The 10,524-nt window shown below is 58.0% G+C and carries 7 protein-coding genes; 4 read left to right on the top strand and 3 right to left on the bottom strand.

All coding sequences use genetic code 11. The features are described from left to right. Positions 1-39: 39 nt before the first annotated feature. Both ACIP1X_RS01165 and ACIP1X_RS01160 read left to right on the top strand, forming a co-directional pair. Complete coding sequence (locus tag ACIP1X_RS01165) at positions 40-417, top strand: response regulator (RefSeq protein ID WP_053119909.1); 378 nt, start codon at positions 40-42, stop codon at positions 415-417. Positions 418-739: 322 nt separating this feature from the next. Beyond that, positions 740-3,505, top strand: coding sequence for an RHS repeat-associated core domain-containing protein (locus tag ACIP1X_RS01160; RefSeq protein WP_400748531.1), 2,766 nt, complete (start codon positions 740-742; stop codon positions 3,503-3,505). Between the two features lie 16 nt (positions 3,506-3,521). Here the strand turns inward: ACIP1X_RS01160 and ACIP1X_RS01155 are convergent, their stop codons facing one another. The 3 genes from ACIP1X_RS01155 to ACIP1X_RS01145 form a co-directional block, all read right to left on the bottom strand. Then, positions 3,522-5,192, bottom strand: coding sequence for an ATP-binding protein (locus ACIP1X_RS01155; protein WP_400748529.1), 1,671 nt, complete (start codon positions 5,190-5,192; stop codon positions 3,522-3,524). Beyond that, a complete protein-coding gene (locus ACIP1X_RS01150; RefSeq protein ID WP_400748527.1) occupies positions 5,189-6,691 on the bottom strand; it encodes an ATPase domain-containing protein in 1,503 nt (500 codons plus the stop codon). The genes ACIP1X_RS01155 and ACIP1X_RS01150 overlap by 4 nt, the downstream gene beginning before the upstream one ends. A 274-nt stretch (positions 6,692-6,965) precedes the next feature. Next, complete coding sequence (locus ACIP1X_RS01145) at positions 6,966-8,021, bottom strand: tetratricopeptide repeat protein (RefSeq protein ID WP_400748524.1); 1,056 nt, start codon at positions 8,019-8,021, stop codon at positions 6,966-6,968. Positions 8,022-8,182: 161 nt separating this feature from the next. On the opposite strand from ACIP1X_RS01145, the gene ACIP1X_RS01140 reads away from it, so the two are divergent. After that, positions 8,183-10,330 (top strand): FUSC family protein, encoded by a 2,148-nt coding sequence (locus ACIP1X_RS01140; protein ID WP_400748521.1) that lies wholly within the window; start codon positions 8,183-8,185, stop codon positions 10,328-10,330. Further along, complete coding sequence (locus tag ACIP1X_RS01135; RefSeq protein WP_400748519.1) at positions 10,320-10,520, top strand: DUF1656 domain-containing protein; 201 nt, start codon at positions 10,320-10,322, stop codon at positions 10,518-10,520. Before ACIP1X_RS01140 ends, ACIP1X_RS01135 begins: the two co-directional genes overlap by 11 nt. The last annotated feature ends 4 nt before the right edge of the window (positions 10,521-10,524 follow it).

Genomic DNA, 10,524 nt, shown 5'->3' with positions numbered 1-10,524 from the left:
CGGTCGTATCAGCAGCTATTGACCGAACAAAGGCTTCCCATGAGCGTAGATGCACAAGATGTAGTACTCGTCGTCGAGGACGAACCGGTTATCTTGATGGTCCTGACCGATTACCTGTCGGGCCAGGGTTACCGCGTGTTGCAAGCGGAAAGCGGCGAGCAGGCGTTCGAGATTCTGGCGAGCAAGCCGCATCTGGATGTCCTGATCACTGATTTCCGTCTGCCTGGCGGTATTTCCGGCGTGCAGATCGCCGAGCCTGCCGTCAAATTGCGACCGGATCTTAAGGTGATCTTCATCAGCGGCTATCCGCAGGAGATCCGCGAAACCGGCAGCCCGATCACGCGCAAGGCGCCGATTCTGGAAAAGCCATTCGATCTGGATGTGCTGCAGGAAAAGATTCAGGAGCTTTTGGCCTGAAAACAGGGCACTTGGCGGTGTACCTGTAATTTCTGACAGTTGACGCCATCGGCGTATTAGATCGATATAGACCTCGAAATCCGTTTCGGGGTTGATTTTCATGGATCGTGGTACACCAACGCTGGTTGTGTCGGACCCTTGCGGTTCCGCCGTCCGCGCGATTGCCTATTGTCGGCAGTCGGCGTCGGAGGCGCCTCAGGCACGAATTACCCAAACGATTCATGACCGGCACAGTCGTAGCAGCCATAGCCGCGACCCACGCCTGTTCGCACTTTCTCAAGATGACCCCGCAACCCCTGCCAATCAAACCAGCGTGACCAGCATGTCGGGCGCATTGCTGCTGTCCATCAACAGCGATGCCGGTTGGCGTTTGAATCTCTCGAGCGCCTGCGGTCAGCCGCTGGAAAATTGGGATCAAAAACGCAATCACCGCCGTGTCACTTACGACCAGTGGCTGCGCCCAGCGTTTATGTTTGAGCAGGTGGCGGGCGAGGAGGCTCGACGCAGCGAAGGTTATTCCTATGCCGACGCCAGCGACGCATCAGCATTGCACAACCTTTGTGGCCAGTTGATTCGCCATGACGACACCGGCGGCACACAGTCGCTCGACGAATGCAGCTTGTTCGGTTCGCCCCTCGAGCAATCCCGGCGATTTTTAAAGGAACTGGATCTGCCGGATTGGCCGGAAGATCTCGCCGAGCGCGAAGCCTTGTTAGAAGTTGAACGCGCAACCACGCGTAACGGTTATAACGCGGCGGGTGAGCAGATCCGCCATATTGATGCGTTGGGCAATGAACAATTACTACGTCAAACCCGGGCAGGGGAGTTATTTGAAACCTGTTTGAGGTTGTCTGGAGCTGGCGGGTATACCTCATTGGTGAGCGACATTTGCTACAGCGCCACCGGCCAGATCGAACAGCAAACCGCGGGAAACGGGGTCGTAACGCGCAGTGCTTTTGACGCTCAAAGTGGACAAATCATCAGTTTGATCGCGCAAGTTGCCAGCAAGCCGCCGCTACAGCAGTTGACCTACGCCTATGATGCGGTGGGCAATCTGCTCAGCATCAGCGATGCTGCCCAGCCGATCCGTTATTTCCGCAATCAGCGTGTCGCTCCTCTCAATACCTACCGCTATAACACGCTTTATGAATTGATCGCGGCCACTGGCCGGCAATGCGTCAACGCACCGGGCGGGCCACAGTTACCGGAATTCATATCGACACGGGATTCAACCCGGCTGGAAAACTATCAGCAGACGTTCGATTATGACAGCGGCGGCAATCTGCTGACGCTGCAGCACATTGCTGACAGTGGTCAACGCACAGAGCGCACCGCTATCGCCGCCTATAGCAACCGCAGTTTGCCGTATACCGCGGCCGATGTGCGTCCGGGAGAGGGGGATATCGCTGCAGGATACGACGGCAATGGCAATCTCAATGTCCTGCAAAAAGGTCAGAACCTGTTGTGGAACAGACGGGATCAGTTACGCCAGGTCGATCAAGTGATTCGCGATGCAGAACCCAACGACGCGGAGCGCTATATCTATGATGGCGGTGGTCAACGCGTGCGAAAAATTCGCACGGCTTACAGCTCTCGCCGCACCCATACCCACGAAACCCGCTACTTGCCCGGTGTGGAAATTCGTACAACGCCGGAGGAAACCCTGCACGTCATAAGCGTGGTGGCAGGGCGTTGCAATGTGCAAATTCTGCATTGGGAAAAAGGTCGACCGGTGGGCATTCCCGACGATCAAGCTCGCTACATTCTGACGAATCATCTCTACTCCAACAGTCTGGAGCTTGATGCCGATGCTCGGCTTATCAGCCAGGAAAGTTACTATCCTTACGGCGGTACCGCCTGGTACGCCGGGCGCGACAAAGTCGAAGCGAGTTACCGGACGGTGCGTTATTCCGGGCAGGAGCGGGATGCGACGGGCCTGTATTACTACGGATTTCGTTATTACATGCCGTGGCGACAGCGTTGGCTGAGTGCGGATCCGGCAGGTGTGAGCGATGGGTTGAATCTGTATCGGATGGTGGGGGGTAATCCGATCGGGTTCGTCGACGCTCAAGGACTGGAGGAAACGCCTGTCACCCACCCGGTTACCGGGTCTGAATATGGTAGGGCCGCGTTGACTGCGGGCGCGCGCGGGGCGGTAAAAGGGCTAATAAGGTACGGTGCCGGCAAGGCAGCAGGCGCTGTATTAAGTGGCGCTTCGAAAAGCGTCTTGATGCCTCTCGCAGCGAATTTTAACGGCTTGGCTTGGGCTTACTCGGGAGGTTCACTCGCAAAGCTGGCGTATGATTCTTATTATCCCGATTCTGGTACCAGTCTCGGTCGGGCCGTTGCCTTCGCGTCAGGCGCCTTACCTGGCTTCGCAATTGGTTATTCAACCGCTCTATTTTCCGACCCTTTAGCCGTATTGGTTGGTGTTTCCAAAGATTTTTCCGGCGAGCTCGGCACAAGGTTGTTCAGCCCCATTGGTCCCAAGATTCAATATAACGGAGACGCCACGGTTGTATCGCAACTCGTCGATAGCGGCGGCAGTGTGATCAACAATGTAGTCGAGGGCGTGTTAGAGAATGTTTTGGCCGATAGTTTGCCGGAAGGGGTATTTCCCATGGTCAATGGCGCGATCAAAGGCTTCATCACTACGAGCGTACTCGCTACGTCGATAGTTCCAGCCAGTTATTACGGAAGCAAACATGGAGACCTCGTCGCACACTGGAAGGATCTTCCTAACGGATTGAAAGCAATTGGGCACGACCTCGCCGTGGGCGTCATAACCAATGAGGGTAACGCCCTTATCAACGAAGGATTCATCAAACTCGGAAGTGAAAATTTGCCGGGTGCTTTAAAGGCCGGTCTTTACAATCTTCAAGTCGTTAGTGAGGCCAATGCATTGGGCGGTGAGTATGTCTTGAAGGGTATTGGCTGGACTGGCGTGAGTGCCGTTTCGACTGTCACGACACCCAGCGCGGATTCAGAAAAGAACATGCAGGCTGCTGCTGACAGGCAAACTCGTCAACGAACTTCCGTGCGCCGCAACTCTGCTGAAAGGGCGCCTTTGAGGACTTCCATGGTCTGATCAGGTAGATAAAACGTCACTGCCGGATCATCTCCCTGACCTTCGCCGTCAGAAGGTCAAAGGTAAACGGCTTGGTGATCATCTGCATTCCCGGATCGAGGAATCCGCCGCGCACGGCCGCGTGTTCCGCGTATCCGGTGATAAACAGCACCTTCAACCCCGGACGATATTGCCGGCCGATCTCGGCCAACTGCCGGCCATTCATGCCCGGCAGGCCGACGTCACTGATCAGCAGATCGATGCGCTGCGCCGAATTCAAAATCGGCACAGCGCCATCGGCGTCTCCAGCCTCGACGAAGGCATAACCCAACTCGCTTAAAACCGCGCTGACCAGCACGCGAACGGCTGGGTCATCTTCGACGATCAGCACCGTTTCACCGTTGATTGCATCCGGCGCTTGCTGAATATCGGTATCGGGTTGTTCCAGCTCTTCGCCACGGAAGCGCGGCAGATACAGTCTGACGGTGGTGCCTTGATCGATTTCACTGTCGATCGAAACATGCCCGCGTGACTGTTTGCTGAAGCCGTAAATCATCGACAGGCCGAGCCCGGTGCCTTGGCCGATTGGTTTGGTGGTGAAAAACGGATCGAACGCGCGGTTGATCACGCTCTGCGGCATGCCGCTGCCATTGTCGGTGACGCTGAGCATCACGTAATCGCCGGGCTCAAGGTTGCTGTAGGCCTCGGTGAATTCGCGATGCAGCACCTGATTGCTGGTTTCGACGATCAATTTGCCACCCTCGGGCATGGCATCGCGGGCGTTGATCACCAGGTTGAGCAGGGCGCTTTCCAGTTGATTCGGATCGGCCTCGGCGACCCACAATTTGTCGTTCAGGCGCATGTCCAGCTGGATGCTTTCGTTGAGGCTGCGTTGCAGCAGCTCGCCCATCGACAGCACAAGGGTATTCATCTGTACGGCTTTGGAATCAAGCGACTGCCGACGAGAAAACGCCAACAGCCGATGGGTCAGGCCGGCAGCGCGGTTGGCAGAGGTCACGCCCAGATCGATCAGACTGTCGAGGTCATCCAGACGCCCACGCGCAAGTCGCCGGCGTAGCAACTCCAGGCTGCCGATGATCCCGGTGAGCATGTTGTTGAAGTCGTGGGCGATGCCGCCGGTGAGCTGGCCGACCGCTTCCATCTTCTGCGATTGGCGCAACGCTTCTTCGTTGTGGCGAAGTTGCGCGGTGCGTTCCTCGACCTGTTGCTCGAGGGTTTCCAGCGTCGATTGCAGACGCCGTTCGCTTTCACTCAGATCGATCAAGCGGTCGCGGGCTTCATATTGTCGTCGTCGACCGCGCAGGGCAGCCGAGACCATACTGACCAGCGTCGCCGGGTGAAACGGGCGCTCAAGGAACGATACGTTGCCCAGCAAGTTGCTAAGTTGGGAGGAGGGACCTTGTTCCTGCCCGCCGTGATGGGTGAGCAACACGATCGGCAGATCCGACCACGCCGGCTGATGTTCCAGGTGCTGGAACAACGCTTCCATTTCCGGGCCGCGCAGGGCTTCGGCGGCAATCAACAGCAGGCCGGCACCGGGCTCCAATTGCGCGCACAGGGTTGCCAGATCCGGTGTGATCAGTCCTTCAAAACCGGCCTCGTTGAGAATCATCAGCGCAATCTGGCTGTCGCGACCCACGGGCGCCAGAATCAGCGCCCGTTCGGCCAACGGCGTCGCCACCATCACAAAGTATCTTCCTGCAACAGCGGTTTACTCGCGCCGAGGTAAGTCGGTACGCCACGAAGCACGCCCTGGAAGGCTTCCAGTGGTTCGCCGATGGTCATGCCTTTGTTGGAAATGCGGTATTCACGAATGGTTGATTCGTGGCTGCCGGTGCGTTTCTTGATGATGGAAATCGCCCGGCGGACTTTGCCGAGGGCTTCGAAGTAACGCAACAGAATCACCGTGTCGGCCAGGTAAGTGATGTCGACCGGCGCTTGCATATCGCCGACCAGACCATGTTGGGCGACGGTCATGAACGTCGCCGCGCCTTTGCGGTTAAGGTACAGCAGCAACTCGTGCATGTGCAGCACCAGGGCATTTTCTTCCGGCATCGCGGCTTGATAGCCGTTGATGCTGTCGATCACCACGGTTTTGATTTCGCCTTCATCGACGCAGCGTCGCACGCGGTGGGAGAACTCGCCCGGCGACAGTTCCGCGGCGTCTACCTGTTCGATCAACAGATTGCCGGTCACTTGCAGGGCTTTGAGGTCGATGCCGATGTTTTTCATGCGTTCGAACAGCAGGCCCAACTCTTCGTCGAAGATGAACAGCGCGGCTTTCTCGCCACGCATTACTGCAGCGGCGGCGAAGATCATCGAAATCAGCGATTTACCGGTACCGGCCGGGCCGAGAATCAGTGTGCTGGAACCGGTTTCGATGCCGCCGCCGAGCAAGGCGTCCAGTTCGCCGATGCCGCTGGTGAGCTGCAGGCGTGCATATTCTCCGCGATGTTCGGCTGCTACCAGCCGCGGGAACACATGCACGCCGTCGCCCATGATGGTGAAGTCGTGGAAACCGCCGCGATACTTCTGCCCGCGGTACTTGACCACACGGACGCGACGCCGCTCGGCGCCATAATTGGGTGTCAGCTCTTCCAGACGAATCACGCCGTGGGCCACGCTGTGTACGGTTTTGTCGAGGGACTCGGTGGTCAAGTCGTCGAGCAGCAAAACGGTGGCGTTATAACGCACGAAGTAGTGCTTGATCGCCAGAATCTGCCGGCGATAGCGCAGGGAGCTTTGCGCCAGCAGGCGGATCTCCGACAGACTGTCGAGCACGACTCGTGTGGGTTTGAAGCGTTCGACCGCTTCGAAAATCTGCTTGGTCGCTTCACCCAACTCCAGGTCCGAGGAGTACAGCAGGCTCTGCTGGTGTTCAGCATTAAGCAGGCTTTCCGGTGGGGTCAGCTCGAATATTGCAATGTTGTCGTCCAGTTCCCAGCCGTGGGAGAGCGCACCCTGGCGCAATTCATTCTCGGTTTCCGACAGCGTGATGTACAACGAGCGTTCGCCGGCTTTCGCGCCGGCCATTAGAAAATGCAAAGCGACCGTGGTTTTACCGGTTCCGGGTTCTCCTTCCAGCAGGAAAACATGCCCGCGCGATAAGCCACCGGCCAGGATGTCATCCAGGCCCACAATGCCGGTGGCGGCTTTTGCACTGATCAACTCGTTAGATGTAGACAAAAAATGCCCTCTCATGACTAGGGGAAGCGAGGCAGCTGACTCGATTGAGCTGCCTGATTACTTGACCTTGGGCCGTGATGGCAGTTCCGCTCTTTCTTCTTGAAAGTTTACGGCGAACACAAAAAGCTGAGGCAGGATTTTGTGGCGAGGGGATAAATCCCCGTTGGCGTGCGCAGCAGGCCCTGCTTTTGGTGAAGAGGGGCCGCTGCGCGACCCAACGGGGATAAATCCCCTCGCCACAGGCAGTGGTGAATTCGGTCAGGGTGCTTGAGGTTTAAAGGCCCTGTTGCAAAGCAGGATCATCCGGATTGAGCTGTTCCAGTTGTGCCAGCAAAACCTGCACGTTCTGCAATTGACCGCTTTCTTTCCAGTAATTGATCAGCAACACCCGCGCCTTGCGGTCGGCAGGATGGCGCTGAACGATTTCCTGCAACTGATTCTGCGCGGCTTCCAGTTCTTCGGCGCTGTGCAGGGTGGTCGCGAGGTCGTAGCGATAATCCTTGTTGTCGGGTTCAAGTTCGACGGCTTTGGATAAGCCGAGCAAAGCAAATTCGAGCTGATCATGGTGCAGCAGCCATAGGCCGAGAGCATGTTGCAGATACGCCGAATCGGGCTGGGCTTTGAGCTGCTGCGCAAGCAATTGTCGGGCAGCGTCGCTCTGGCCCTGACGGTCGAGCACATCAATCTGCATGACCAGCGCCGGCAAGTTGCCCTGCTCCAGGCGCAAAGTGTTTTCCAGCGCGTCTTGCGCTTGCTTGAGTTCGGCATTGTGCAAGTGCAGGCGCGCCAGTTGCGCGTAGGTCGCAGCGCTCGGCGGTTGCTCCTTGAGGACTTGCTCCCAGCCGTCGATCGCTTGCTCCAGCGGCGCGAAGTACAACCCCAGCTCATCCGGGGTCAAACCGAGCAGGGCGTTGATTGCGGCAAAGCGTACAGATTGATCTTCGTCATCCAGCAGCGGCCCGAGCAATAGGCTGCGCTGGCCGCCGGGTACCAGGCCCACGACACTTTTGATCGCCGCCAGGCGAACATCGGCCGCTTCGCTCTGCAAATCAGCATCGGCCAGTTTCAATGCCTGCGGGCTTGGATAATTGGGCAATTCCGCATGCAGCCACACGCGGCGTTTCACCGACAGATCAGGCCGCCCCAATTGCTGATACAACTGCCGCGCCGCCCCCGGCTGACCGGCACGCGCCGCCGACAAAGCTTCGCTGTAGCCATGCTTGATCGCTTCGGGGACAACCGGAGTGGTGCTGCGCAGTGACAACCAGGCGACGATCACCATTAATACGAGGCCAAGGCTGATGAGCAGGTAGCGGCGGGACTGGGGCATGCAGGTATCCGGAAACGTGCTGACTTGAGCAGAGCGGCAAGCTTCGGTCAGCTCGGCGCGGGAGTCAAACCTTGTCCTTGTGAAACGTCCTACAACACGCGTCGAATGCATTACTCGTCCGGCTTGCGATGCAGTGTCTACGCTTGCAGGAGTTGCTTTTAATGAGTGTGCCCATGCAAGCCCTGTTCAATTATTTCAAAGCGGTGATCCACCCGGGTCAGGCTGTGCTGCTGTTTGGCCTGCGCACCATCGCCGCCGGGTTGCTGACGTTATATCTGGCGTTTTTGTTCGATCTTGACCAGCCGAAGTGGTCGATCATGGCGGTGGTGATTGTCAGTCAGCCGCTGGCGGGGATGGCGCTGGCACGCAGTTTTGGCCAGGTGATCGGCACCACGCTGGGTGCGACGGTGGCGGTGCTGATCATGGCGATCTTCCCTCAGGCACCGCTGCCATTCATTACAACGCTCGCGTTGTGGTTGGCACTGTGTACGGCGGGCGGCACGTTGTTGCGTTACACCAGTTCGCAGGCATTCGTGCTCAGCGGGTATACAGCGGTGGTGGTGGCGTTGTTGGCGATTCCCGAACCGGACGGGACGTTTCTGCTGGCCGTCACCCGCGTCACTGAAACGTTATTGGCGGTAGCCTGCGTCTGTGTGGTCAGCCTGCTGACGGCGAGGCCCGAAGCGGTGGCCAAGGGTTATTTCGCCAAGGTTGATCAAGTGATCAAACTGGTCGCCGGCCATGCCGCTGCCGTGATTCGCACGGAAGAAAGCGAAGACGATTTTCAGCGTCGGCAAATGCAGGTGCTCGCTGAAATCAGTGCGCTGGAAGGCCTGCGCCGGCATTTGTACTTCGATGCACCGCGCCTGCGCAGCGCTAACAATCTGGTGCTGTTATTGGGCAATCAACTGATGTTGCTAACGTCGCGGCTGACCGCACTGCGTCACCAGCGGCAATTGCTCACCGAGCGTTGGGAGGGTGATCTACCGCTGGATATCCAGCGATTACGCGCCGATGAACTGGCGTTTCTCGATCAGTTGGCGCAGCAGGGCCGTGCAATGCCTGAGGAGGCCCGGCACCACTTCGTCACGTTGCAGCAACAGTTCGACGAAATGGCCTACAAGGCCGAGCAATTGACAGAGGACATGAGCGCCACTCTGCGTTCACTGGCGTGGGCGCTGCGCTGGGAGCAAGCGCGGTTGATGCAACAACTGGAGCAAATTCTTGAACTCAGCGATGCGATCCAGGAAGGGCGTGAGGCCAGTTGCATGTTTCGCGGTCAGCAGAGCCCGCTGCATCTGGATTTCACCCTGGCTTCGATGAACGCAATTCGAGCGTTTACCGCTTTGCTGGTGGCCGGGCTGATCTGGATCGAAACGGCGTGGGATGGTGCGCGCGGCGGGATGATTCTGGTCGGCATCCTGTGTTCACTGATGGCGACGTTCCCGCGGCCGCTGATGGCCGCGCAAAGTTATGCGCGTGGCTTGGGCGTGGCGTTGCTGGTCTCGGCGCTTTATCAATTCATGATCGTGCCGGCGATCAGCAACTTCGAGATGCTGGCGTTGGTGCTCGCGCCGTTGCTCTATGTGATCGCGGTGGGGTTATCCAGCCCGGCCACGGCGGGCATCGCGATGGGGTTGGGTTTGTCGAGTTTTCTGATGCTCGGCCCGCAGAACGCTGGTACCGGGCAGAACACCGCAATTCAATGGTTTGAGTTCGCCGGCGCTTACGTCAGCGCGGCGATGCTGGCGCTGATTGTCTACGCGTGGATTTTCCCGTTTCGTCCGGCGTGGCGCCTGCGTCGCCTCTATAACGAAGCGCGCGAGCAGGTCTATCAACTGACCAAACTGCCGGCCACCGATGAACAGCAATTCGCTTTCGAAAGCCGCATGGTCGATCGCCTGACCAGCATGCAAGGGCTGTTGCCGGCGGTGAATGACCGAGCGATGCCGCAACTCTACGAAGTGACGCTGGCGTGTCTGGCGCTGGGGGTGGCGATGCAGCAACTACGGCTGCAAGCACAGAACAACACGCTGGTGACGCCTGCGTTCAGCCAGCATTTGTCTTCAGCGTTGCGCCACACCGGGCGGTTTGTCGCCGCGCGTGATGATGTGCAACTGGCGCCATTGCTGGAACGACTTCACGCATTAGGCGATGAGCTGGACGAATTGCACGTCGCCAGTCACGAACATCTAGGGTCGGTGTTCCGTATGCGTGTGGCGTTGCTGATCGTCGTGTCATTCCTGCAACGTCATGGCGAATATCTGCAAGCAGGAACCGTTGAAGGAGAACCGATCCTTGCCCATTGATTTCGAAGCTGGCGGCGTCTACCTGCCGCCCATTGCCCAGGCGCTGTTACTCGCCGTTCCGATATTCCTGCTGCTGGATTGGGTGCTGCGTCGTCTGGGCGTATTGCGCCTGGTCTGGCATGAAGCCCTGTTCGAAGGCGCCTTGTATGCCTGTGTCTGTGCCACGCTGATTCTGTTGATGGGAGCCTGAACCC

The organism is Pseudomonas sp. NPDC088885 (assembly GCF_044750025.1).
Classification (GTDB): domain Bacteria; phylum Pseudomonadota; class Gammaproteobacteria; order Pseudomonadales; family Pseudomonadaceae; genus Aquipseudomonas; species Aquipseudomonas rustica.
This window is presented reverse-complemented; position numbering and strand designations above follow the sequence as displayed.